Raw genomic sequence first — 24980 nt, 5'->3', positions numbered from 1 at the left:
ACTTATTAAGCCTTTAGGTATAGTTGAGGAATTTCAATCCACGCCCCCGTGAAGGGAGCGACTGGTTTAATCGCACTTGGATGTGTAACATTCCTTCATTTCAATCCACGCCCCCGTGAAGGGAGCGACAACCATTGGTTATGACGCTCTTAAAGGGTGGAGTATTTCAATCCACGCCCCCGTGAAGGGAGCGACTTTATCTAACTAATTTTGATTTAGAGCTTTTTAAATTTCAATCCACGCCCCCGTGAAGGGAGCGACAATATAAATGAAAATAATGTCAATAGTTTATGTATTTCAATCCACGCCCCCGTGAAGGGAGCGACGGATTTTGTTTTGTGATTGTTGTTTCTTTGAAACATTTCAATCCACGCCCCCGTGAAGGGAGCGACAGTTCGATGAGCTTCCTACTATGATAAACACTGATTTCAATCCACGCCCCCGTGAAGGGAGCGACGATTTTTACATCTGGCTTTCTTTTGCACCAACTAATTTCAATCCACGCCCCCGTGAAGGGAGCGACGTAAAAGTATCAAATAAGCTTGATGCAGCTTTCTATTTCAATCCACGCCCCCGTGAAGGGAGCGACAAGATAAGGAACTTTCTTGCTTGGAAGATGATTGAATTTCAATCCACGCCCCCGTGAAGGGAGCGACCTATTCTTTCACGTGGTATATATGCTATGTTTTATATTTCAATCCACGCTCCCGTGAAGGGAGCGACTTTACTGCATAAATTGTTTTTTCGCCAGTAACTCATTTCAATCCACGCTCCCGTGAAGGGAGCGACCTTAGTCATGCTCACATACACTACATCCATCGTTATTTCAATCCACGCTCCCGTGAAGGGAGCGACCTTACCGTTTACAAGAGATTTTATGTCAACATAAATTTCAATCCACGCTCCCGTGAAGGGAGCGACAAGATGATGTTAAGCATAAGGCTTTCTTCTGCTAGATTTCAATCCACGCTCCCGTGAAGGGAGCGACTCGCAGTCGTCTATTAGACACCCTAGACCAGTGATTTCAATCCACGCTCCCGTGAAGGGAGCGACGACGGTCAATCTAGCCTATCTGCTTCAACCAAAATTTCAATCCACGCTCCCGTGAAGGGAGCGACGTTGGATCAAGAGCATACTTTTTCAATTCATCTGATTTCAATCCACGCTCCCGTGAAGGGAGCGACAAACTAAATATTTTCAATAACCAGGCTTTTCCATTTCAATCCACGCTCCCGTGAAGGGAGCGACATTCTGGCGCTGACCCTTTCAAAAAGGTTCTCAATTTCAATCCACGCTCCCGTGAAGGGAGCGACAGTTATCAATCGTATAAAAATGGTAGTTGTTGAGATTTCAATCCACGCTCCCGTGAAGGGAGCGACCTATTAGCTTGTTCAGGTCTTCGTAGCGGATGGTATTTCAATCCACGCTCCCGTGAAGGGAGCGACTTATCAACACCTAATGAGTTCAAACCTAGCATAATTTCAATCCACGCTCCCGTGAAGGGAGCGACATTCAAGCGGTGAGAATGTGTCCGAAACAACAGATTTCAATCCACGCTCCCGTGAAGGGAGCGACTGTAGCGTATTATAAAGGAAATTATATTGATTTCATTTCAATCCACGCTCCCGTGAAGGGAGCGACGTGCATTATCATTCCTAAAAAGTTCATCCCTGATATTTCAATCCACGCTCCCGTGAAGGGAGCGACATTTTGTGACCATACATCACATAAGGATAGGATATTTCAATCCACGCTCCCGTGAAGGGAGCGACTTAGTCTTAGAATAAACCAAATCACCATAACGTTATTTCAATCCACGCTCCCGTGAAGGGAGCGACATTAGCTGGTCTGCCAGATGGCACTAAATTTGTTATTTCAATCCACGCTCCCGTGAAGGGAGCGACCCTTAATAGATAAAGGGTTTTTCAAAATTATCTGATTTCAATCCACGCTCCCGTGAAGGGAGCGACGTCAGTTCAATTTTTCTCCCTATCAGCTTATATCAATTTCAATCCACGCTCCCGTGAAGGGAGCGACCAAGTGGAAAGTAACATCAAGTGACATTGGAACATTTCAATCCACGCTCCCGTGAAGGGAGCGACTCATACATTCTTGTCACGGTGATAACTTGGTTTATTTCAATCCACGCTCCCGTGAAGGGAGCGACATGGCTGAACGTTGGAAGACCTTCCACCCTAAAATATTTCAATCCACGCTCCCGTGAAGGGAGCGACTTGCTCACATATAATAATTTTCACCAGTAACTTCCATTTCAATCCACGCTCCCGTGAAGGGAGCGACTTCGCCATGCTGTAACTCATTTATGGGTTTGGGATTTCAATCCACGCTCCCGTGAAGGGAGCGACGTCCCTGAGACAGCTATTATCAAACACACGTATAATTTCAATCCACGCTCCCGTGAAGGGAGCGACAGCGCGTAGTTGCACTGTTTTAAGCAAACATTATCTTTCGAGAGAAGAAAATTCTTCTAAAATTTCGAATTTTTGCCTTGTTTTTGTTTATTTTTTGCGCGAAAGTCCTTCTTTTTTATGAGCAACACCTATTCGCACTAGACTATTTAAAGGAGTAATACCCCTATATCAGGATCATAACTTGTATTACGTCCAATCGTTTCTAGACGATTTTGCCAGTTTTTTCCTAGCAAATAAAAACGAATACTGTCAGACTCAGTGTCAATAATACTCAAAAGCTTAGCCTTTATTTCTACAAATTCTGCAGGAGTTACTGAGCATTCAAAAACTGAATTCTGAACGCGTTGCCCATAATCAACGCATAATTTTGCCACATGACGTAATCTTTTCCTGCCTTGCGCAGTTTCAGTATTCACATCATATGTTACTAATACCATCATAAACCGGCTCCTATATTAAAAACGGTGGATAGGATTCCAATTCCCCACGGATTGTCTTAGCCAATAACTGTGCTTGGACATAGGGCAGTAACATCAATTTCACCTTTTCTTTAGTAAAAGGATGTTCTACTTCCTGATGTTTCCGCTTTTGCCATGCTTCAATAAAGGTCGCACGACCTTTTTCTGTTAATATGACACTGCCGTTTTCCTTATATTCAAAATGTTTTTTTGTCAGCTGACCTTTATTTATCAAAGAAAATACAAATCTATCAACTATATAAGCACGAAATTCTTCGACTAAATCCAATGCCAAACTAGCACGACCTGGTCTATCCGTATGGAAGAAGCCAACATAACTATCCAGTCCCACTGCTTCCAAAGCAGATTGGCATTCATATGTTAACAAACTGTAGCCAAATGATAATAAAGCATTGACACAATCTAAGGGAGGTCGTCTGGTTCGCCCATTAAACTGGAAAGTCTCCTTATCAGTTAATACTAAATCATTAAAAATACGAAAATATTGATTTGCTGCCTGACCTTCAATTCCTAATAGAGAATCCTTGTCTTCAGCTGCTTGAACCTGTTCCAAGGCCCAAGTTAATTCCGTATTCACCTCTTCAAAGAGATGGCTATCGATTCGATCGCGATGGTCACGCTTGAAACGTAATAAATATTTTCTAGAATTTGAAATCTTAGCAAGAATAAAGTGTTTTGCATATTCTAGAGATTTTTCTTCATCCGCCAAACGATAATGCTGTCTCCTTAGCAAAACATTCCCATTTGTTTGCCCAACAAATCGACCGCAAAAGCGCCCTTGTGGTGTATGGAAGGACAAATTTATCTGATTTTTGGCACATAGTTCAATCAAAGAAGGAGACGCTCCCAAATAAGAAAAACAAACAATGCCATCAAGTATCCGATATGGAAAACGACTGACAACCTTACCTTCTTGCTTGATAACGATATTATCTCTTTCACGCGTTAAATAAAAATTATCTTGAGTCAAATATAGAGTATTAAGTAGCTTTTTCATAAGCTATCCTCACTTTTTAGTGCTTGGAAAATATAATTGTCAACATTGCGTGACTTCTTGCTCAGACGCGGCATGCAAATATCAACTAAGGAGCATAACTGACAGTTTTTAAAATATTCAGCTTTCGGAATAAGCTTTTTATCATAATATTGATGCATTTGGCAAGCCAGCTCAGCTACTTCTTTTCGTAAATCAGAAGTGATTTCTATTCGCTTCTTTTGATTTACACTATGATAGTAAAGATAACCATACTCGATTTCGCATCCAAGAGTTTCTTCAAGACAAATCGTTTGAGCAACCAACTGAACAATATCACGAGTATCCTTTTTTGGTTTTCCACGCTTATATTCAATAATAACAGGGAGCCATTTGCCATGTTTCCCTTTTAACGAAACTCCTTTTTCATCCTTATGAAATTCAACCACATCCAATATTCCATAGAGACCAAGCTCTCTTGACGAGACATGCATAGCTCGCGAGCTAATAACATCCTTTCGTTTTTCCTTGATATATGGATTGTCTGCTTTTTGATGTAAAATCTGCCCATGAGCTGTCGCTTCGTTTTCAACCCACTGCTGCTCAATATGAATCAAACTCCATTGGCGCTTGCAGAATTGGAAATGCTGAATTCCAGACAACATCAAATAGTCACTTTCAGCATAAACCATATTACAGTCCTTCTAAGATATCAACTGTCAATCCTTTAGCCTCATATTCTGCCAATTTCTCTTGATTAAGATGGATAGCATAGTCTTCATAACTATCCTTATCCTGTTTTTCTTTGTCAAATTCAAACAAATCAAAAACACGAGCACTGGAAACATTTCCTAACTTATTAGAATGTGTAAACCAGAAGACTTCCCTTACTCGCATAGAACCTTCAGGACGAGCGGATGACGCATCGTTTTCAAAAAGACTAACGAGAACTTCCTTTATAACTTCAGCATCTTCGTTAGAGAATCCTGTTTTTTCAGCAAAATTTGGATTAATCGAACCTTTGATGACATAGACGCCATAGTCCACAAAATGCTTAGTCCCCATCGTATCAGATGAACGTCCACCTGCTTTTTTAGGTTCGACACCATTTGTACTTCTAGTAATCTGTAAACTAGAGATGATGATTGGATCCAAAGATTTAGCCATGCTAACAGAAACCGGTCCACGAATAGCAAACGAGCGATCTTTTAGATAAGTGAACACTTGACCAAACGAACGGACATCCATCCATAATTGATTGGCTTTTTCATTAATTTCTTCATCTGATTCTTTTCCTGTAAATTGAGTCTTAAACCGTTTCTCAAGTGAATTAAGCCCATCCTCAATGCGATCATTTGCTTGTACAAAGATGGTGTGGCCAAAATCCTGTATCCGATTGCGGATTTTGCGCTTGATGGCTACATCGCTGATTAAGCCTTGATTGGCTGCATTTGTTCTTGGCATATTTCCTGACAAAGGATCACCATTTGCATTAGCTTCCCTCACTTCAACCGTTACCATAAAATCAATCTTGTGTTCCAACATCTGCTATTCCTCACTTTCATTTTTTTCTTGTTTTGTATAAAAGAACTGCTTTTCAGCATAGTAACCAAAAATAAATTGATAATCCAAGGGATCATTGATATCCTTCTTTGCCATTAGGGGGCTGAGTAATTGGACAATTTCTGCTCGCTCTTTGTCCAATTTATTAAAAATTCCATGAGCATTTAACTTTACAGTTTCTTCATAAGGTTTAATTTTATTTGTCAAATTCATCATTAACTTGGCTGGCTGGCTGGTATAGGCGTTCCAGTACCTCTCGGCATTTGTAATTCTTTCCTGATTATTACCATCTATTCGATATCGCTGAGTTTCAATTAGCTCAAAAATAGCTAATAATCTTCCGAAGAGATAGGAACGATTAGTATTTTCATGATCTAACATTGGTTTAAACTCCCTTCCATATTGTTTGTGTAAAATCGCTAAACTTATTTGCTGCACCTGAGACCAGTGATTAGGGTACTTTTGTCGCTGTTTAATATTCTTTTCTAACTTCTTAACGATAGTACTAGGTATTGGATTCCCATCAATCAAAGCTGTTACTAATTGCTGATATTGATCACTCTTAAAACTGTCATTGTCCAATTCCAAATAACGTTCTCTGTCAATACCGTAGGCAGCGTTGATTATGTCATTAAAAGTAGGTGTTCTTAATTTATAATTTCCAGATTTAGTTTTTGCCTTCCAAGAATAGTTTTCCTGCCAAGTTTCCAGATTTTTCAGCAGCTGTGAAACTTGAAGCTGGCGGAAATATTTTAAAGCAATACGACCTTTATTTTCATTCAGGATAGCAATATTATAAGTAGCATTATTGCTGAATAATTTCTGACCTCTAACAAAAGATGAACCAATTTTTTATTCTCTTCATTCGGTTTAATAAAAACTTGTTTTTCTTCTTCATCATCTTCAAATAAATCATCAAACTCTGGTTTGACAATATCTAACTGACTATCATTTGACAAATCATCACTAAACCAATTGATCAAATATTGAGAGGTACCTAACCAAGTATGACTATTATTGTTCTCCAACAGATACTTAATCATCAAATGTATTTTTTCTGAGGTTTCATAGCCAATTTTAATTATGTCTGATGAAGCATTTTCATTTGGAAATCTATCACCAAGGTATGCTATTTTATTATTTTGGGAAATCAGTTTTCCATTTGAAAATACACCTTTCGGTTTACGATGATTTTTAATGATCCTGTCTTCTTTTCCGCTAATATTACATATTCCAATGCCAATTTCAGTTGAATTATTATTAATATAGTTAATAAAATCATGATGCATTTCATTAAAATTTGAAACTGAAACGTCTCTCAAACCATCAAACTCTAAAATTTTAAATGATAATTTAATATCTTTTAAAGCTATTTTTTGTTTTTTTCTCCAAAAATAAGTGAACCTTCTTGAATTTTTCCGTTATTATCAACAAACTCTTCTTGTATTTGGCAATCTGAACCAAATGCACTATTTAAAACTAATTCAACTGATTCTGGATTCTCAACAAATTTTTTAATTATTTTTAAAAAAATTTCTACTTTATTATTTTCAGTTTGGATCATCCAGTTATCTAAATTTTGTAGATACCTTTGATGCTTCTCTTTTCTTAATTCCGAATACATGACATAGTACCAACTATCTACGATTGGATGTGGTGCTATCTTAGTGCTCGTTCTATTACTAGATTCATAGGTTACAGGAAAATCACATTTTCACCAATTTCAAACTTCCTTGCCTTAAAAAAAGCACCTTCATTATCTAATAATATTTCGATATAGATATCATTATTTTTTATTACCTTATTATCATGGTAAATCGGTAGCAAAACAGGATTGTCTCCTTTTTGTTGGTCAACTAAGCCAATTTCTTCTGCTTTTTCATAAGTTTTTAAGTAGAGAAGTAAAAAAATCCATTATCCTTCTCCTTTCTCCATGGTTTCGTATTCCTTAAGTTCATCATCAACGGACTTAATCTGGCCAGGTGTCTTGAAAGTATAACTAGACAAAGTATTTACAATTTCACAATCAGACTGAGACTTAAACTTAATCAACCCATTCTCCATCACTGTTTTTGTAAAATAAGATTTTAATGGTGTCGTTTCGTCTTTGGGATAAGCAAAAGAATGGAACATGATACCTAAATCAATAGTAACACCATCGTAGTAAGAAGGGGTGTTTTCATACTCTTCCTGACTAATTTCATCGACTAAGCCAAAGCATTCGCTGGTCCCTAAAAAAATAGTTCGTCGTCCACCCTTTCGAATAGAACGTTCCATAATAGCCTCATGCTTGTTAGGTAACCTATCTTGCATCAAATCTTCACGATTTTCATTCCAAATGAAATGGAATTTCACTAGATATTCCACATCACTCAAGTATGAAACATAACTCAAATCCGCACTGTAATCATGTAACAAAGCACGAACACCATGTAGCTCTGTCTGAATTTGATTCATGACCTTAACTTCAGTAACAACATTTGTGAAAGTCGGCTTGTAGTACACAGCATCAATTATGCCTTGGAGAGCTTGCCGAGTAGGAACAGGATATGATGATCTCTCTCCACCACCTTTAGTTGCAGGATTTGTAAATAGAGCCTGTTCACTACGTATTTTCGCATAGAAATTTCTTGATCTGTACAAGGTTAAAACCTCCTTCTGTGATTCTATAGACCTATCTTAGCACTTGAAACTTCAAAAGTCAATTTTTTGTTTCTATATATAGTGATTATAAAATGGCTGTTGATTATATGAATCAATTTTGATATAATCTAGCCATCATAGTGCTATCTATGTGGATTGAAATTATATTTAGTGCTTATTTATACTGAATTACAGGTCAACAAAGTCCTCTACTGACTCTCGTTGGCCTATTTTCATTTAACTTTTACATCAGGAAACTTCCTGAATCTAGGGTAATCCCCTTTTTCTCATCATAATAACCATCTGACAATATCTGAATTTGCCCATTCAAATATGGTTTTGTCGCTTCAAGCACTTGATCGTGCTTACGAACGTTTACCGTATAGGGCTGCAATTCCTTTAAAAGAGCTTTTATCGTTTGATAGTCTTCAACAGATGGGTAATCATATTCACACAATTCTTCTAAAAACAACAACTTATCAATAGCGTCTCCATACGGAACCAACACCCCTATTGTGTCATTGTTTATTAAATTCATCTTCAAACCAGCAGTTTTAAAGGCTTGCTTTAACTTTCCCTTAAAATTATTTCTGTCTTGATATGAATTTGTGCTTAAATAATCGTAAACTGATTCACCATGCGATAAAGGATAATCCATTGAACCTTGATTATTAGCGTAATAATATTCAAAAAAATCCCGATTTAAAAGCGACATTTCAATAGGCGATGAAATCTTATGGATAATATGCTCTGTGGCGTCTTTCTTAGCTTTTATTTCTTTCAAGCGTGATAGATTTTCCTCTTCAGCGGTAAGATTGACTAAGGTAACCTGACCTTTATCACGTTTACCTTCACGATTACATCGTCCACTAGCTTGCACAATTGAATCAACTCCTGCATAAGATCTGATGACACGATTAAAATCAATGTCAACTCCAGCTTCAATTAGTTGCGTACTAATACAAATAATAGGTATTCCTTTTTTTAGATGTTGTTTAATTTCCGATATAATGTCTAATCTGTGCTGAGCACACATATTAGTCGAAAGTTGATAAATAGGTCTATCAGTCAATCCTTCAAACATCATATATAATTTATCAACTGTCTTTTTGGTGTTAAAAATCGCAAGAATAGACTCGTCATTTTCCAGTACAAAATCTACTAAATCTGACAGGTTCGAATGTTGATTATTTTCATCAAATTTTCTAAGTTCTGTTCTTGAAAAGACTTCTTTTTCGTCATGAATTAACTCGACTATATCAGTAGCCTCACCATTTTTTCCACCATAAGAAAGTTTATGATTAATTGCAGTAGAATCATAAGCAGGCTGTGTAGCTGTACATAAGATGATAGTCGTATTCATAACTTTATTTAAGAAATTCATGGTTAAATTAAATAAAGTTGTCACCTCAATAGGCAATGATTGTACTTCATCTAAAATCAAAACACTATTCGCTAAACTGGAAAAACGACGGATATTTGCTGATTTAGTTTTAAATAAAGTTTGAAAAAATTGAACCATTGATGTCAAAACGACTGGACTATCCCAACTTTCTATCAGGTACTCTGCTAATAAGCTCTCTTTTTCGTCTCCCTTATCCTCGTTCTCTTGTTTGTTCTGTATAACATTTGAATGATGCTCTAGAACACCTACCTCGCCAATTACTTTTCTAATTTCAGAAGCATTTTGCTCCAGGACAGATAAAAATGGGGTAATATAGAAAAATCTTGATTTATTTTGATCAACCAACTGATGAAAGGCATATCTCATACTAAGATTCGTTTTTCCAGCGCCAGTTGGCAGATCCAAACGATAGATTCCCGTTGAATCTTTTTCACCCCTACTCTTAACTCGTTCACCAATTTGTGAACGAATCTCATTAAGTCTTGTAGTTGGATGACTAAAGCTACGATATTTTCGCTCAATAGCTTCAAGATAAGACTCATTTAGTTTTTGTTTTTCTTCGTCTTTTAAAGGTTCAATGAGTAAGCCATAAGCATTGATAGTATCTAATATATCTGCATTCTTCAAAAAGGATAAGTACATCCGAATAAAACAACCACTATAATATTCTTTCTCACTTTCATCAGACCAACTAAGTTTAGACCAAGCTTGCTGGTAATTTGCAAATGCTTTTTCGATTAAATCGTTTAAATCTCTGTAACCATAGATGCTTAATTCATCTTCTAATTCTTGAGCAAAAGGTAGAATATCTTCTTGGTAAGGCTCGTTCGCTATACCTTCTATAATTCGATGCCTCAACTTGTTAAATGCAAATTGTTCTGCTTGAACATCTTCATCTTGCAGAGGAATGTTATACATACCGTGATGAGCTGAAATAACATAGGCACTGATCTCCTGAAAAAGTACCCTGTCTGCCAACGGAATGCTTGATTTTTTTAAACATGCTTGTATATTCTGAAAGAGATATCTAGCTCCTGCAGACGAATGATCAACATGCTTGCTAGGATGCATTTCCAATTTATCTTGAAAAGCTTTATTTGCCTTGCCTAAGTCATGATATAAGCCTAGTAAAAAAAGCACATCACCTTGTCCTAAAGATTCCGCTTCTTTTCTTCCACTTTCAGCAACATTTGTTAAATGTATTTTTAGCGATTGCATTTCGTTCGTATCACGATTATAATGAGCTTTTATCATTTTTATCCTCATTTCATTTAGTGTAAATGTTGGAAAAATAATCCAATCTTAAATCTCTAATTTAGATTAAAGCGTCTAAAAATTAAAGCGCTTTCATTTTTAAAGAAAATAATTTCTGAAGTATTATAGACAGACTACAAAATATTTAAATGAATAATATCTTAGTCCTAAAAAACGAATTCTTTATCAAGGTAACCATATAGATAAAGACATTACTAATCACCTATACTATAAGTTTTTAGCTTTAATAAAAATCCACTGATAATCTTCATAGGAACATATTTAGAACACTATATTAATATCATTGTAAACTTAAAAACTAAAAATTTCAATAGATAATGAGTATTTTTGTTACTTTCTATTAAAAAACGCTGCAACATTTGCTATAGCACTCATTTTCCATTCTTCTATATCTCCATATCTGCAGTTATAAAGAATGATATTACTCTCGTTATTCGGTAATGACGGCAAGCCATCTGAGGATTTCCACTAACCCTAGAAGAAAATAGTTTTATTGTAATTATTCTAGAATAATTTTATGAACAATCTTTTGTCCACAGTCCTCTTACTTTTTTAGAAAAAAGTGACCGCTAGTGCTTATGTTCCCCACTGCAAAGAACTTACTTTCATCATCTAGCTTTCGATAGAGCAATCTATTTTGGGCATGCAGAAGTCTATGCCCATTAACTAGAGTAACAAAAAGAAAAAATCATAATCGAATAAGAAAGATTTTCGAAACTTTTGGGGCGAATTTGGGGCAAATATAGAAAAAACCTTGTAAAACAAGGGTTTTAAGCATAATTCAATGTCCCCTGCCGGAATCGAACCAGCAACTACTCCTTAGGAGGGAGTTGTTATATCCATTGAACTAAGGGGACTAGAGAAAAACTCTGCCAAGTGACAGAGTCATTTCTGATATTAGCGACGGATTTCTTTGATACGCGCTGCCTTACCTTGCAATGCACGAAGGTAGTACAATTTAGCACGACGAACTTTACCGTAACGAACGACTTCAATCTTGTCAACACGTGGAGTGTGGATTGGGAAAGTACGTTCAACACCTACACCGTTAGAGATTTTACGAACTGTGTAGTTTTCTGAGATTCCAGCACCTTTGCGAGCGATAACGACACCTTCAAAGATCTGGATACGTTCGCGAGTTCCTTCGACAACTTTCGCGTGAACGCGGACAGTGTCACCAGGACGGAATGCAGGGATATCTGAGCGAAGTTGACCTTCAGTCAAGCTTTGAATTAATGGATTCATTTTTTCTCCTATCTTGCTAATCTTGTAGCTCTAGACAACAGCGGATTAGCCGTTTTTTTAGTGCATCCATTTATGCACAAAGTATATTATATCAAAATTCTAGTAAAAGTAAAGATTTTTAGATAAAAATTCCTAAAAGAATCGCTAAAAATCCTAAAAGGTAGGTCAACATCAGATAGAAGCTAAACTTCTTCTTATCTGAGAACAGCTCTGCTAATTCCGCATTAAAGGTGGAAAGAGTTGTTAAACCGCCACAGAAACCCGTTGCCAAAATGCTATACAGTTGCTTATCTTGGATGTGATTGTAAAAATATCCAATCAAAAAGGCTCCCAGTACATTAGCCAACAGGGTGCCTACTGGCAGAGCAGCTCTGCTATTGACCTTAGAAAAAAAGTAACGGACAAGAGCTCCTAGACCGCAAGCAATGAGCAAAAACCAAATCATGCGGTCACCTTCCTTCCAGCCCATAAGGCAATGCAAAGGCTACCGCCGATACTCAAGGCTAGATATACGATCAATTCTGGATAACGGCCTAAATCCAACAATTTGAGCGAATCTAATAGAAGACCTGAAAAAGTTGTCAAGCCGCCACAAAATCCCGTCGACAAAGCCAATAACAAACGCTTGGAAACTTGCTTGCGACTGAGATAGCCTTTAACCAAATAGACTAACAAGAAAGTTCCCAAATAGTTGACCAAAAGTGTAGCTAGCGGAAAATGTCCCGTAAATGTGAAAAAGGATGAGCATTGATAACGAAGTAAGCCGCCTAGCATAGCTCCCAAGAAGATTGCTAAAGAATTTTTTACTTCGCTCATCTTATTTGCTTCTCCTGAAAAGCGCGTGAATGATTTAGGATATCCGCAAAGGTCGCAAGAATCGGCTCTTGATAATCCTTATTTTCGATCTTACTCGCAACTTTAGCAAAAATCCTTTCTTCTCGTTTAGGATCTGCGACGGCCTTCCCATTTGATTTTTTAACTAGCCACAACTTGGCCGACCAGATTCATGCGTTTCTCTAGTAAGGCAACGAGCGCATCATCCACTTGATCAATTTCCTGTCTAATTTCTTCTAGCTTCATCTACTTCCTCCTTGTATGCTATCTATCATAACAAAAATTAGTAAAATCTTCTAGGCTTCTTGCAAAGAAAAAGTAGAGAGTGGGACAGAAATCGGTAATTCGTTAGAATTCGATTTCGTCGTCCCACCTCCGCACAGTTGAGTAGGGCTGTAAAAGTTGATGAAATCAGCGTAATAGAGCCCACTCAACCACTGCGTCTTGCTCGACAATCCAAAGACAATTGAGAGGCTAGGACTTTTGTCCCAGCCTCACTTAATTTCACTTTCTATTTAACAAATAAAGCTCATTAGTAGCTGAAATAAGATAAATTTCAGTTCTTAAGGTCATTCACTTAGAGCTTCTAAAACTCTGTACTTAGGCAAGTTTGCTGACCAACTCTTCCGCAAAAGCCTCTAGGCGCTCAATATCTTCATCCTCAGCTGACAGGTCCACTTTGACACTTTCCGCACCTTTTTCAGCACCTGTTCCTGCAAACACTGCATCAAAATCATCCACAGCTTTACAGAATTCGTCATAGAAAGTATCTCCAGAACCAACCACACCGTAGATTTTTCCAGCTAAGTCCAAACCAGCCAAATCTTCGTAGAAATCCATCATTTCATCTGGCAATTCGCCATCCCCATAGGTATAGGTCGCTACAATGGCAATATCGGCCTCCAGAAAGTCCTCTGCGTCAACTGTCGTACATTCATCCACATCGACATCAACACCTAAATCTCTCAATTTATCAGCAACAATATCTGCGATTTCTTCCGTATTTCCAGTCATGCTGGCAAATACAATTTTCGCTAAGGTCATAGTTTCCTCCAAATTATAATCTTCATTCATTATAACACATCTTTTTATTTTAAAAATAAAAATTCTTGTGCTACAATAACTAGAGAAAGTTTAAGAGGTCTACAATGAGTATCTATAGCAAAATTCTGAAAAAAATTAAAGAATACGATAAAATTATTATCCACCGCCACATGCGCCCTGATCCAGATGCGATTGGCAGTCAAGTCGGTTTACAAAAGCTTCTCCAACTCAACTTTCCTGAAAAATCCATCAAAGTAACAGGTTACGACGAACCAACCCTTACTTGGCTAGCCAAGATGGATGAGGTGGCCGATTCTGACTATGAGCAAGCCCTGGTAATCGTGTGCGATACAGCCAACACTCCTCGTATTGATGATAAGCGCTACAGCATGGTCGACTTTTTGATTAAAATCGACCATCATCCCAACGACGATCTCTACGGAGACCTGCTGCTGGTTGATACAGATGCTAGCAGTACCAGCGAGCTTATCGCTCTTTTTGCCTTCGAAAATCGCTTAGAAGTAAATGACTCTATCGCCAAACTCCTCTATGCTGGTATTGTCGGAGATACAGGTCGTTTCCTCTATCCAGCGACTACTGCACGCACATTTGAGGTTGCTGGAAAACTTCGCCAATATGCTTTTAATTTCTCAGAGCTTTCTCGAAAAATGGACTCCATCACCCATCAAGTTGCCAAACTCCAAGGTTATGTGTACGATAATCTGGAAGTGGATGAAAATGGTGCTGCGCGTGTCATCCTATCACAGCAATTATTGAAAGAAAATCGATTGACTGACGCTGATACTTCAGCCATTGTAGGTGCACCTGGACGAATTGAAGATGTCCAGATGTGGGCTATCTTTGTAGAGCAGCCTGACGGCCATTATCGTGTTCGCATGCGCAGTAAATTTACTCCAATCAATGAAATTGCCAAGCAACACAATGGCGGCGGCCATCCACTTGCCAGCGGTGCTAATGCTTATTCCAAAGATGAGGTTGACTTGATTTATCAAAAATTAAAAGAAAAAGCAAAAAAGTAAGAAAATCATCCAAAAGACTTGTCAAATCAATTAGAATTTGATAAACTATCAAAGTAACGAATCTATGGCTCGCAAAGAGACCATGGCAGAAAGGAATTTTTAAAATGAGAAAAGACATTCACCCAGAATATCGCCCTGTTGTATTCATGGACACTACTACTGGCTACAAGTTCCTTAGCGGTTCAACTAAGCGTTCTAACGAAACTGTTGAATTCGAAGGCGAAACTTACCCATTGATCCGTGTCGAAATTTCATCAGACTCACACCCATTCTACACTGGACGTCAAAAGTTCACTCAAGCAGATGGACGTGTGGATCGTTTCAACAAAAAATACGGTCTCAAATAAGAACCGTATTGACATTAAAAAGAATGTTGATACAAAGCCATTTCCGAGAAATCGGATTTGGCTTTTTTTGTTTTTAGTACCGTTTTTGGTACCGTCTTGGAAAACTAACCTTTTGCACTATCCAGGTAATCTACAAATTTTTTGATAGCTTTCTCCTCTCCTGCTATTGTAGAATGGCTATAAGTGTCCAAGGTCATCTGACTACTTGCATGCCCCAACCTTTTGGCCGCATTGACAGGGTCAACCCCTACTTCAATCATCAAGGTTGCATGAGTATGCCTGAAGCCATGAGGAGTTATCTTCTTCAAGCCATGTTTCCTGATGATCCGCTTTAGAACACTATTTATATAGTCCTGATATAAAGGTTCTATCTTTCCGTCTCGATCAACAAACGTAAACATGTAATCACTATCAATTAAAGGGGTAACTGTTGAACTGCACCCCAAAAGTTAGACAGAAAAAAATCTAACTTTTGGGGTGTTTTTATTATGAAATTAACTTATAAAGATAAAGTTCAGATCTATGAACTTAGAAAACAAGGGCGAAGCTTCAAAGAGCTCTCAAATATATTTGGGATAAAAATTTCCAATCTTCAGTACATGATTAAATTGATTGATCGTTATGGAATAGAAATCGTCAAAAAAGGAAAGAATTGCTACTATTCACCTGAACTAAAACAAGAGATCATTGATAAAGTTCTACTTGAAGGTCGTTCACAAATAAGGGTGTCTCTAGATTATGCTCTTCCAAGTGTTGGAATGTTGCCTAATTGGATAGCACAATATAAGAAAAACGGGTATACTATTGTTGAGAAAACAAGAGGGAGACCGCCTAAAATGGGACGTAAACCAAAAAAGAAACCCGAAGAGATGACAGAGCTAGAGCGACTTCAGGAAGAATTAGAATATTTGAGAGCGGAGAATGCCATTCTAAAAAAGTTGAGAGAACTCCGATTGAGGGACGAAAAGGATCAAGAAGAAAAGCAGAAATTGTTCAAGGATTAGTAACAGAGTTTGCCTTAGAGATTCTTCTAAAGATTATTAAGCTAGCTCGTTCAACCTATTATTACCAGCTAAAGCAATTAGATAAAAAGCGATAAAAATCATTGATATTAAGGCTGAAATTCAAGCTATTTTACTGAGCAATAAAGGAAATTATGGTTATCGCCGAATAACACTCGAATTAAGGAATCGTGGTTTTGTAGTGAACCATAAAAAGGTCCAACGTCTAATGAAGGCCTTGGTCTAACAGCTCGGATTCGTCGTAAACGCAAGTATTCTTCATACCAAGGAGAAGTTGGCAAGAAAGCAGATAACCTTATTCAACGCCAATTTGAAGCATCCAAACCAATGGAAAAGTGCTATACAGATGTGACAGAGTTTGCCATTCCGATAAGCAGTCAAAAGCTCTATTTATCACCAGTTTTAGATGGCTTTAATAGCGAAATTATCGCCTATAATCTTTCTACGTCACCGAACTTTGTATACAAGTAGAAAGAATATGCTGGAGGCAGGCATTTACAGAGGAACATTACACAAATACCATCCTCCATAGTGATCAAGGATGGCAGTATCAACATCAGTATTATCATTCGTTTTTTAGAGGATAAAGGAATCCAACCGTCCATGTCAACGTAAAGGAAACAGTCCAGATAACGGTATGATGGAGTCCTTCTTTGGTATTCTTAAGTCTGAGATGTTTTATGGTTATGAGAAGTCGTTTAAATCACTTGAGCAATTGGAACAAGCTATTGTAGACTATATTGATTACTACAACAACAAACGGATTAAGGTAAAACTAAAAGGACTTAGCCCTGTGCAATACAGAACTAAATCCTTTGGATAAATTAATTGTCTAACTTTTTGGGGTCAGTACAGTCCCAGCCTCTTTTTTATATTTAACTAGATAAACATCCTTCTGAACTTGCTTATTCTATCAAATCATTTTGCCACTCGCTAGGGCTCCCATTGGATCCCAAGGCGCTAGGACAATTGGCTCAGCATTGTAGGCTGCCAGTTCTTCTGGTGTCAAGAAGTCTTTTCTGACTACGATTTGGTAAGTGTACTCATCCATCCAGGCATCGCTGGCGACAAAGTAGCCCTTATCTCCAACATTTTCACCCCAAGAATTTTCCACCTTCCATTTTTTGGCTTGACCCTTTTCATCCAAATCCACTCCAGCCAGTACCATAGCATGGGTCATAAGGCTTTCGCTGTAATCAAGACGGCCTGCCTTATCTTGGGTCAACTGGATATCCATGCTGGCAGTCAAATCATGCATTCCTTCCTCCATGATCCCTGCCTTGCGATTGCTGGATTGACCTACATCAGAGCCAAACCAAACAGTCTCACCAGCCTGCATCTGTGCAATAGCCAATTCCTTGAGACGTTTCATTTCTACATTCAAATAGCGAACTGGTTTACTGCCGACTACATTGCCCAACATCTCGACCGTGTAAGACTTGCCATAAGGTTTATCGACTGTTGGCGCATTGATAATAGACACATAGTCATCTAACTTGAGGTCCACATATTTTTGGTAAAAGGCCTGCGGAGTCAAATCAGCTTCACTATGGTAGTTGCCGTCCTTGTTCCGATAAGCAAAGTCAAACTTCCGAGGAGGTAAGCCCAGCGACATCGCTAGGAAGTTGAAAATTTCCTGTAGTAAAAGTTCTTTCTTGGCTTGTAGACTAGCTTCATCTGCACCACTCAGGGCCAGCTCACGCAAGATTTGCGCATCCTGACGCAAGAGTTTATTGAGCAACTGATTGAGCTCTCGGCTATTGCTGGAAGAAATTGATTCTGGATAAACTGACTTGGGTACAACGCCGTATTTCTCAAAAAGCGCCACGACCATATCCCACTGACCTCCATCCTGCTGAGGCGTATCTAAGAGGAACTTGACCTTGCGGCTGGTTAGTTCTTGGTCAGCCGTTGCCAAAACCTGCTCTAAGAACCAGTTGGATTTTTCATACTTATCCCAAAAGAAGGTATGAGCTTGAGACAGTTCAAAGTCCTCCAACTGGAAGCCCGCAATCATCTTGTGGCGGAAGGTATTAAGAGCTGCAAACATCCAGCAACGACCAGAAGCTTTTTGGTCACTGACCTTGTCTTTGGTGAGATCCAGTGAGAAAACAGGTGCATTTTCTACAGCAGCAGTCCGTTTTTCCAAAGATGTCAAGAGACCATTGTGACTAATAGCATTTTCCATCGCTGCATACTTGGGATTGGCCTCGTAAGCAGCATACAACTTATCTGTAAAATCTTGTTTTAATGAATTCATAGAATCCTCCTTGTCATTATACATCTATTATAGAACTTTAAAAAAAGAGCGCAAGTAAAAAGTTAGGCAAGCCTAACTTTTTACTTGCTTTCTCGTTTCTTAGCTCAGACTAAAAAGTTTCGAAAGAGCTTTTCATTTCCAAAATTCATCAAAAATTGTAATCGGCAAATGGCGTTTGTGCTGACCTTTGTGCCACCAGGATTCAATAGTCGCTTGGGCTTGAGCCGAAACGGACTTGCCTTCTAGATAGTCGTCAATTTCATTGTAGGTCACACCCAATGCGACTTCATCAGCAATCCCGGGTTTTTCCTCTTCCAGATCAGCCGTAGGAACCTTCTCATAAAGAGCTGGATCGGCTCCCAAGGCAATCAAAAGTTGCTTGCCTTGGCGTTTATTGAGACGATAGAGGGGCACAATATCTGCTCCGCCATCCCCAAACTTGGTGAAAAAGGCCGTGACATTTTCTGCTGCATGATCGGTTCCAATGACAGCTCCGCTATATGAACCAGCCAATGCATACTGGGCAATCATGCGGCTACGTGCCTTGATGTTGCCCTTGTTAAAGTCAGAGACTTTGGCACCCGTTGCCTCTACGGCCTTTGTCATGGCATCAGCGGATTCCTTGATATTAACTGTCAGACTGACATCTGGCTGGATGAAAGCCAGAGCCTTTTGGGCATCGTCTTCATCCGCTTGAACGCCGTAAGGCAGGCGGACAGCGATAAAGCGATAGCTGTCATCTCCTGTATCAGCCCTCATTTCTTCTATGGCTAGCTGGGCCAAGCGACCAGCCAAGGTTGAGTCTTGCCCACCAGAAATGCCCAGAACATAGCTTTTCAAAAAGGGATGTTTTCTCAGATAGGCCTTGAGAAAGTCCACCGTCTTGCGGATTTCTTCCTCTGGGTCAATGACGGGCTTGACGCCTAGTTGACGGATGATTTCTTCTTGTAGGCTCATTTTTCTGCTCCTGTTTGGTAGGCTTTCTTGCGCATCTGGTCAATCAAGTCCATCTTGTCCTGCCAAATATCACGCGCCAAATCGACCGGATAATCTTGTGGATTGAGGACCCGCTTGTATTCGTCCCAGAGTTTGTCAAATTCTCGGCGGGCATAATCCTGAATCTCTGATAGACTCGGCAACTCGTAAACGAGCTGACCTTCTTTATAAATATCCACCAAGAGCGGCACCGCATCGAAATTCTTGACTGTTTTATTGATATAAGTATAAGTCGGATGGAACATCTCCAGCTCTGCCAGATGGGTAACGTCAACGCCATCATAAGTGATGTAATCGCCCTCAGACTTGCCTTTTTCACGGCTGGTAATCCGCCAAACCTGCTTCTTGCCCGGAGTCGAAACCTTTTCAGCATTGTTAGACAGCTTGATGGTATTGCGCAAGTGCCCATTCTCATCTTCAATCGCTACAATCTTGTAAACCGCACCCAGAGCTGGCTGATCGTAGGCAGTTATCAGCTTGGTCCCTACGCCCCAGACATCAATCTTGGCCTTTTGCATTTTCAAGTTGAGGATGGTATTCTCATCCAAATCATTGGAAGCGTAGATTTTAGCATTTGGGAAGCCCGCTTCATCCAACTGCTGGCGAACTTTTTTGGAAATATAGGCTAGGTCTCCAGAATCGATCCGCACACCCAAGAAATTGATTTTATCCCCAAATTCACGCGCTACACGGATGGCCGTAGGAACCCCGATCCGAAGGGTATCGTAGGTGTCTACCAAGAACACACAGTCCCGATGAGTGCTCGCATAAGCCTTAAAAGCCTCGTAATCATTGCCATAAACCTGCACAAGTGCATGGGCATGCGTCCCCAGAACAGGAATATCAAAGAGCTTGCCAGCCCGAACATTGCTGGTACCGTTGGCCCCACCTATAACAGCTGCCCGAGTACCCCAAATCGCTGCATCCATCTCCTGAGCACGACGGGTACCAAACTCCATCAACGGCTCATCTTCGATCACAGAGCGGATGCGAGCTGCCTTGGTCGCAATCAAGGTTTGGAAATTCACGATATTTAAAATCGCTGTTTCCACCAACTGACATTGTGCCAGCGGCCCTTCGACCTGAACAATCGGTTCATTGGCAAAAACCAAATCTCCTTCTTTAGCAGAACGCACGGTCAGCTGCATCTTGAAATCACGTAAATACTCTAAGAAAGCTCCGTTATAGCCCAAGGACGCTAAATAGTCCAAATCTGTCTGACTGAATTTCAAATCATTCAGATAAGCCACAATCCTCTCTAAGCCCGCAAAAACGGCATAGCCATTATTGAAAGGATTCTTGCGAAAATAGACTTCAAAAACAGCACGCTTATTATGGATACCCTCGTTGAAATAAACCTGCATCATATTGATTTGATATAAGTCTGTATGTAAAGTCAAACTGTCATCTAGAAACATAATTGAGCTCCTTTTATCATAGTTATTCTATATTATAACATAAATTGTAAGAAAGCCTTGATTCAATAGCAAAATACCTCCAGAATTTCTTCCAGAGGTATCTTCTTTTATCTTTCACTTGGAAATATTAGATTCCATAAGTCTTGTTCACGCGGCGCATCTGTTTGAATTCTTTTTTATAGGTTACTTTAACTGCTACTTTCATTTTTGCCACCTCGTTTCTTTTGATGCTTTTATTATAGACTTCAAAGCTTAAGGAAGGCTTAGAATTTTCTTGCAGAAAGCTTAAACAAATAAATCCAAACTTTATCTCACTAATCCAGATAATCGCGTTTTTCTAAATGCAGGGATACCAGATGCCAATTGGCATCCTGCCGCCAGCTAGGATTGGCAACGATTTGGCTGGCTACCTTGCGCGCTTCTTCCAAAATGGGATAATCCTCCACAATGTCCGCTACCTGAAACTCTGGAATACCAGACTGACGGGTCCCAAAAATTTCACCTGAACCACGCATCTTGAGGTCTTCCTCAGCCAGAACAAAGCCATCTGTCGTCTCAGTCATGATTTTCATGCGTTTCTTCCCAGACTCCGTCTTGGGATTGGCAACTAGCACGGCATAAGACTGCTTATTTCCCCGACCAACTCGTCCCCGTAGCTGATGAAGCTGGCTGAGGCCGAAGCGGTCAGCATCCATGATAACCATGATGGTCGCATTCGGAACATTGACGCCAACTTCAATGACTGTAGTCGACACTAGAATATCCGTTTTCCCATCCTTGAAGTCCTGCATAATGGCTTCTTTTTCGTCATTTTTCATACGACCGTGAAGGAGAGCCACCTGAGCCTGATTGGCAAAATAGGCCTTGAGCTCTTCCTCTAGCGCAATCGCATTTTTCAAGTCCAAGGCCTCTGATTCCTCAATCAAGGGAGAAATAAAGTAGACTTGGGCGCCCTTGGCCAGCTCTTTTTTCATCCAGTCCAAGACCACTTCCAGCTGCTCATGCTTGACCCAGCGGGTAATGATAGGCTTGCGACCAGCCGGCATCTGGTCAATGATGGAGACATCCATATCGCCAAAAGCGGTAATGGCCAAAGTTCGAGGAATAGGCGTGGCTGTCATCATGAGAACGTCTGGATTATTTCCTTTTTCCCGCAAAATCCGACGCTGGTCCACCCCAAAACGATGCTGCTCATCAATAATGACCAGGCCCAGTCGATGATAGACTACTCCTTCCTGAATCAAGGCATGGGTGCCGACCACCATATCTACTTGCCCCGACTCTATGGCAGCTAAAGTCTCTCTGCGTTCAGCGGCTTTCATACCACCAGTTAGAAGGGCCAAATTCAGCTCAGGAAAGAGCTGAGTCAAGCTATCCAAATGCTGCTCAGCCAAGATTTCTGTCGGAACCATCAAAGCCGACTGGTAACCTGCCGTATAAGCGGCATACATGGCCAAGCCAGCCACCACGGTCTTACCACTGCCAACATCTCCCTGTAGGAGACGGTTCATATGGGCAGGCGATTGCAAATCACTGAGAATTTCTTCCAGACTCCGCTCTTGAGCTTCCGTCAGAGAAAATGGTAATGCAGCCTTCTTTTGAGCCAGCATTTTTTCCTGCCAAGGGATAGCAAGTCCCTGGCTGATATCCTTGGTTTCATGCTTTAGAACCTGCAGCTGCATCTGAAAGTAAAAAAGTTCTTCAAACTTGACTCGACGCAAGGCCTGCTTATATTCTGCTAAATCCTTGGGAAAGTGCATGGCACGCACAGCTTGAGTGCGCCCTAAAAGCTGGTAGCGCTCCAGAAGGATAGGGGGAAGATTTTCCTCCAATAACTGATCCAGACCTTGGTCAAAGGCCACCTTAATCAGCTTGACTAGACTGGCCTGACTAATTCCTTGGGCAACGCGATAAACTGGCTGCAAGTCGTCTTCGACCTGAGCTAAAACCTTCATCCCCGTTAGACTGGCCTTGGCCTTATCCCATTTACCAAAAATAGCCACCGTTGCTCCCAGCTCAATCTTATCTGCCAGATAAGGCTGGTTGAAAAAATTGACTGCAATCGCGACTTCTCCCTGCTTGATTGTGAAACGCAGGCGATTGCGCTTGTAGCCATAGTACTGGACATTAGCTGGAGTCGCGACTATCCCAGAAATAACTGCCTTTTCTCCATCTTCCAAGTCGAGGACATTCTTGCTCTTAAAATCCTCATAGCGAAAAGGAAAATAGAGCAGGAGATCCTGCAGGCTCTCAAGGCCTAGTTTTTTAAATTTTTCAGCCGATTTTGGCCCCACTCCTGGCAGGGCCGTCAAAGCCTGATGCAGATTCATCCTGTCTCCTTTCCTTCTTCTTAATTGTCTTTTACTTTTTATACTCTCTCGGTACCCTGTCACTGATTAAGCAGACCACTTCATAGTTAATCGTACCACGTTTGTCCGCCACATCCGTCGCTGTGATAAGCTCGGCGCCACTATTACCAATCAAAACCACCTGCGTTCCCAAAGGGTAGACTTGAGGCAGACGCACCGTGATCTGATCCATTGAAACCCGACCGACAATTGGGCAGCGCTGACCATCAATCAAAACATCAAAGCCCTGCATATCTCGGGTCCAGCCATCAGCATAACCCAAAGGAATGGTACCAATGATTTGCAGGCTATCACTGGTATAGGTCGCCCCATAGCCGACATGGGCGCCCGCTTGAATTTCTTTGACGTGAACCAAGGCAGATTCTAAACTCAAAGCTGGTTTAACCTCATAAGGCAAATCCAGCACTCGTCCGCTAGGATTCAGACCGTAAATAATATCACCCAGCCGAACAGCATTCATAATCGTTTCACTATGCCAGAGAGTTGTGGCAGAGTTACTAGCATGCACAATCGGCGGCAAGAAAGCTAACCCACTCAAAATCTCTTTAAAGCGACTTAATTGGGCTACAAAATGACTCGCATCTCTTTCATCAGCAGTTGCAAAATGAGTGAAAATCCCTTCTACCACAGCTCCTGCTGCTTGCAGGCGGCTAATTGCTTGCTGGGCTTCTTGACTATCACGGAAGCCAATGCGTCCCATGCCTGAATCAATCTTGATATGAACAGTCAAGCCCGTCAGATTAGGTTGCTGGCTCAAGAGTTCCTCCAGCCAAGCTAGACTGGCCACCGTCAAGGTAATCTGCTGCTGGATCGCTAAAGGCACAGCCTCTAGTGAAGAAACACCCAAAATAAGAATTGGTTTAGCAATGCCAGCTTCTCGTAGTTCGAGAGCTTCGTCAATATTTGATACGCAAAAACCGTCTACAAGGCCCTGAACGTGTTGAGAGACAGGAATTGCACCATGTCCATAAGCATTAGCCTTGACTACTGCCCACTTCTGGACCGACTGGGGAATATGAGCCGCAATTTGCTCAATATTAAATGCAATAGCAGACAAGTCTATGACTGCTTTAGTGGGTCTATGTAGACTAGCTTTCATTGTCTTCCTCCAAAATCACACTGGCGGTTACCAGATTTCCAGCATGACTGATTGATAGCCATACTGAACCAGCAAAGGGGGACTTACTAAAATAAGGTGCCCCCTTATCATCATTTAAAATTTCCAAATCTTGAAAAGTCACAGGGCCAATACCGGTCCCCCAAGCCTTGGCAAAGGCTTCCTTGGCTGACCAGCGACCTGCCAAATATTCTAGCTTGCGCTTGCCCTTCAAGGAGCCAAACCGAGCCAACTCCTGAGCCGTCAAAATTTTCTCAGCAAAGCGCGCATTCTTCTCGTAGGCTCGACCAATGCTGGAAATCTCTTCTATATCTATTCCGTGTCCTCTTATCATACTTCTATTAGGAATACGAGGTAAGCCCCCTTCCCCCAAGGAGATTGAAAGAAAATCTAATTTCGACAAGGCAAACCGATGAGAATGACACTGAAATGTATCAAAGAGGTTTAACATCATCAAAATTAGATTTTCATAGAGTATGAGCTTGCCTATATTCGTTGGCAGACTCCTATCAAAAGCC

18 protein-coding genes, 1 tRNA gene, 4 pseudogenes and 1 CRISPR repeat array are annotated in these 24980 nt (G+C 40.3%); of the genes and pseudogenes, 3 read left to right on the top strand and 20 right to left on the bottom strand.

Annotated features, from left to right (window positions below):
* Positions 1-29: 29 nt before the first annotated feature.
* Positions 30-2432: direct repeats of the CRISPR family, unit length 32 nt; unit sequence ATTTCAATCCACGCTCCCGTGAAGGGAGCGAC.
* 146 nt (positions 2433-2578) lie between these two features.
* From cas2 to I872_RS01780, 13 genes and pseudogenes are all read right to left on the bottom strand, one after another.
* Entirely contained in the window at positions 2579-2872 is a 294-nt protein-coding gene (cas2, locus tag I872_RS01840; RefSeq protein ID WP_015604460.1) for a CRISPR-associated endonuclease Cas2, read from the bottom strand.
* Between the two features lie 10 nt (positions 2873-2882).
* Positions 2883-3908 carry a type I-C CRISPR-associated endonuclease Cas1c gene (cas1c, locus tag I872_RS01835; RefSeq protein WP_015604459.1) on the bottom strand — a complete coding sequence of 342 codons (1026 nt, stop codon included), beginning with the start codon at positions 3906-3908 and terminating at the stop codon, positions 2883-2885.
* Positions 3905-4576 carry a CRISPR-associated protein Cas4 gene (gene cas4 / locus I872_RS01830; protein ID WP_015604458.1) on the bottom strand — a complete coding sequence of 224 codons (672 nt, stop codon included), beginning with the start codon at positions 4574-4576 and terminating at the stop codon, positions 3905-3907. The genes cas1c and cas4 overlap by 4 nt, the downstream gene beginning before the upstream one ends.
* 1 nt (position 4577) lies before the next feature.
* The gene (cas7c, locus tag I872_RS01825; protein ID WP_015604457.1) at positions 4578-5429 is read right to left on the bottom strand and encodes a type I-C CRISPR-associated protein Cas7/Csd2; all 852 of its coding nucleotides are present in this window, start codon (positions 5427-5429) and stop codon (positions 4578-4580) included.
* A gap of 3 nt (positions 5430-5432) precedes the next feature.
* Positions 5433-7362, bottom strand: a pseudogene (gene cas8c, locus I872_RS01820) (type I-C CRISPR-associated protein Cas8c/Csd1).
* Positions 7362-8090, bottom strand: a complete 729-nt coding sequence (cas5c, locus tag I872_RS01815) for a type I-C CRISPR-associated protein Cas5c (RefSeq protein WP_015604454.1) — start codon at positions 8088-8090, stop codon at positions 7362-7364. The pseudogene cas8c and the gene cas5c overlap by 1 nt, the downstream one beginning before the upstream one ends.
* A 244-nt stretch (positions 8091-8334) precedes the next feature.
* Positions 8335-10749 (bottom strand): CRISPR-associated helicase/endonuclease Cas3, encoded by a 2415-nt coding sequence (locus I872_RS01810; protein WP_015604453.1) that lies wholly within the window; start codon positions 10747-10749, stop codon positions 8335-8337.
* An 806-nt stretch (positions 10750-11555) separates the two neighbouring features.
* Positions 11556-11627 (bottom strand) — tRNA-Arg (locus I872_RS01805).
* Between the two features lie 40 nt (positions 11628-11667).
* Positions 11668-12015, bottom strand: coding sequence for a 50S ribosomal protein L19 (gene rplS, locus I872_RS01800; RefSeq protein ID WP_005590628.1), 348 nt, complete (start codon positions 12013-12015; stop codon positions 11668-11670).
* Between the two features lie 118 nt (positions 12016-12133).
* Entirely contained in the window at positions 12134-12460 is a 327-nt protein-coding gene (gene crcB, locus I872_RS01795; RefSeq protein ID WP_015604452.1) for a fluoride efflux transporter CrcB, read from the bottom strand.
* The gene (crcB, locus tag I872_RS01790; protein WP_015604451.1) at positions 12457-12831 is read right to left on the bottom strand and encodes a fluoride efflux transporter CrcB; all 375 of its coding nucleotides are present in this window, start codon (positions 12829-12831) and stop codon (positions 12457-12459) included. The genes crcB (I872_RS01795) and crcB (I872_RS01790) overlap by 4 nt, the downstream gene beginning before the upstream one ends.
* A pseudogene (locus I872_RS01785) lies at positions 12828-13095 on the bottom strand (chorismate mutase). Before I872_RS01785 ends, crcB (I872_RS01790) begins: the two are co-directional and overlap by 4 nt.
* A gap of 354 nt (positions 13096-13449) precedes the next feature.
* The gene (locus I872_RS01780) at positions 13450-13893 is read right to left on the bottom strand and encodes a flavodoxin (protein ID WP_015604448.1); all 444 of its coding nucleotides are present in this window, start codon (positions 13891-13893) and stop codon (positions 13450-13452) included.
* 104 nt (positions 13894-13997) lie between these two features.
* On the opposite strand from I872_RS01780, the gene I872_RS01775 reads away from it, so the two are divergent.
* Both I872_RS01775 and I872_RS01770 read left to right on the top strand, forming a co-directional pair.
* A complete protein-coding gene (locus tag I872_RS01775) occupies positions 13998-14933 on the top strand; it encodes a DHH family phosphoesterase (protein WP_015604447.1) in 936 nt (311 codons plus the stop codon).
* Between the two features lie 104 nt (positions 14934-15037).
* Positions 15038-15280: a type B 50S ribosomal protein L31 gene (locus I872_RS01770; RefSeq protein ID WP_005590635.1), complete on the top strand. Its 243-nt coding sequence runs from the start codon at positions 15038-15040 to the stop codon at positions 15278-15280.
* 104 nt (positions 15281-15384) lie between these two features.
* On the opposite strand, the pseudogene I872_RS01765 reads toward I872_RS01770, so the two are convergent.
* Positions 15385-15711 (bottom strand): annotated as a pseudogene (locus I872_RS01765) (site-specific integrase); the annotation flags it as partial.
* 57 nt (positions 15712-15768) lie between these two features.
* On the opposite strand from I872_RS01765, the pseudogene I872_RS11250 reads away from it, so the two are divergent.
* Positions 15769-17125 (top strand): annotated as a pseudogene (locus I872_RS11250) (IS3 family transposase).
* A 90-nt stretch (positions 17126-17215) separates the two neighbouring features.
* On the opposite strand, the gene pepC reads toward I872_RS11250, so the two are convergent.
* The 6 genes from pepC to acpS all read right to left on the bottom strand — a co-directional run bounded on the left by pepC (position 17216) and on the right by acpS (position 24796).
* Positions 17216-18562, bottom strand: coding sequence for an aminopeptidase C (gene pepC, locus I872_RS01750; RefSeq protein ID WP_015604442.1), 1347 nt, complete (start codon positions 18560-18562; stop codon positions 17216-17218).
* A 132-nt stretch (positions 18563-18694) separates the two neighbouring features.
* Positions 18695-19519 (bottom strand): ammonia-dependent NAD(+) synthetase, encoded by an 825-nt coding sequence (nadE, locus tag I872_RS01745; protein WP_015604441.1) that lies wholly within the window; start codon positions 19517-19519, stop codon positions 18695-18697.
* Positions 19516-20976 (bottom strand): nicotinate phosphoribosyltransferase, encoded by a 1461-nt coding sequence (locus I872_RS01740; protein ID WP_015604440.1) that lies wholly within the window; start codon positions 20974-20976, stop codon positions 19516-19518. The genes nadE and I872_RS01740 overlap by 4 nt, the downstream gene beginning before the upstream one ends.
* A gap of 314 nt (positions 20977-21290) precedes the next feature.
* Positions 21291-23306, bottom strand: coding sequence for an ATP-dependent DNA helicase RecG (gene recG / locus I872_RS01735; RefSeq protein ID WP_015604439.1), 2016 nt, complete (start codon positions 23304-23306; stop codon positions 21291-21293).
* Between the two features lie 31 nt (positions 23307-23337).
* Positions 23338-24444, bottom strand: a complete 1107-nt coding sequence (gene alr / locus I872_RS01730; protein WP_015604438.1) for an alanine racemase — start codon at positions 24442-24444, stop codon at positions 23338-23340.
* A complete protein-coding gene (acpS, locus tag I872_RS01725) occupies positions 24434-24796 on the bottom strand; it encodes a holo-ACP synthase (protein WP_015604437.1) in 363 nt (120 codons plus the stop codon). Before acpS ends, alr begins: the two co-directional genes overlap by 11 nt.
* Between the last annotated feature and the right edge of the window lie 184 nt (positions 24797-24980).

It is taken from the genome of Streptococcus cristatus AS 1.3089 (assembly GCF_000385925.1).
Lineage (GTDB): Bacteria > Bacillota > Bacilli > Lactobacillales > Streptococcaceae > Streptococcus > Streptococcus cristatus_B.
Note: the sequence above shows the minus strand (reverse complement) of the source record. Positions and strands in the feature narration are given on the sequence as shown.